The sequence below is a fragment of the Komagataeibacter oboediens genome, assembly GCF_003207815.1.
GTDB lineage: Bacteria > Pseudomonadota > Alphaproteobacteria > Acetobacterales > Acetobacteraceae > Komagataeibacter > Komagataeibacter oboediens.
In genome coordinates, this window is sequence record NZ_NKTX01000211.1 from 1 (window position 1) to 975 (window position 975).

Annotated in this window: 2 protein-coding genes; both read right to left on the reverse strand. The window is 53.3% G+C overall.

What is annotated here, in order from left to right:
• Positions 1-15: 15 nt before the first annotated feature.
• Complete coding sequence (locus CFR80_RS18375; protein WP_258367966.1) at positions 16-351, reverse strand: alcohol dehydrogenase catalytic domain-containing protein; 336 nt, start codon at positions 349-351, stop codon at positions 16-18.
• A gap of 57 nt (positions 352-408) precedes the next feature.
• Complete coding sequence (locus CFR80_RS18380) at positions 409-753, reverse strand: TetR family transcriptional regulator C-terminal domain-containing protein (RefSeq protein ID WP_258367968.1); 345 nt, start codon at positions 751-753, stop codon at positions 409-411.
• Positions 754-975 lie beyond the last annotated feature (222 nt).

Below are 975 nucleotides of genomic sequence, written 5' to 3' on the forward strand. Positions count from 1 at the left end.
CGATCATGGTAATTTTCATCCGGGCGGTCTCCTCTGAATGGTCATTCCGACCCCAGCATGGCACATTGATGCCGCATGGAGGCCGTCCACCCCATCTTGGTCGCCGACGCGGAAATCCGGATGACCTGATGCTTCAACTACGCCAGCACCATCAATGCCCGGGATCATGGGAAAGCGCCGGACGACCGGAGCCTTGCCTGTCAGAGCCAGGCCATCCTTATAGTTGACCGTGGAATGCGTCACTCGAAACGTGACGTCTCCGTCCATCAAATCCGCCTCGCTGAAATCTTTCAGTCCAACGATCTGACTCGTGTCGTTTTTCTCGATCACGATCGCCCGAAATGTGCTCATAGTGCCGTGCCTCCTTTATAATTAGACCGATCGTCTAGTGTTGCCGAAAAAAAGGGATCAGGTGCGGAGCATCGCAAGAAATCCCTCTGCAAAGGTTCTAAGTGGGGTACTGTTGCGTTCGAGCTTGGCGCGGAGAACTGCTCCTTCCCAGCCGATCCAAAAAAACGCGGCAAGATGATCGGCATCATGATGGTTGCGGATCTCACCTGCTGCCTGCGCTGCGCGCAAACACAGGGCCGTGCGCCGTTGCCAGTCTGCAAAAATATCACTCAGTTTCTGACGAAAGGCTTCTGGAAGCGCACCCATCTCCTGCCCCAGATTGCCAACAAGACAGCCGCGCGAAAACGCAAAGCGCTCCATTGCTGCCTCTGCATCGACCATGAAAGCTTTCAGCCGATCCAACGGCGAGAGGCCATCATCGGCAAAGAACCGATCCAGCTTGCGTGCGAAATAATGACCATAGTGATCAATCAGTTCGGCGCCAAAAGCCTCCTTGCTTTCAAAATAGTAATAGAACGAGCCTTTAGAGCCTGATCCGAAAGTTTTTGAACAATACCAGCATGTTGTGATTCATCCGTCTTTGCGAAGAGATGGAGTGAATGGTGGCATGGACTGGTATTGCCC

Excerpts from the sequence above, each read along its gene's own strand:
- CFR80_RS18375 (WP_258367966.1), bottom strand. The coding sequence starts at position 351 with ATGAGCACATTTCGGGCGATCGTGATCGAGAAAAACGACACGAGTCAG.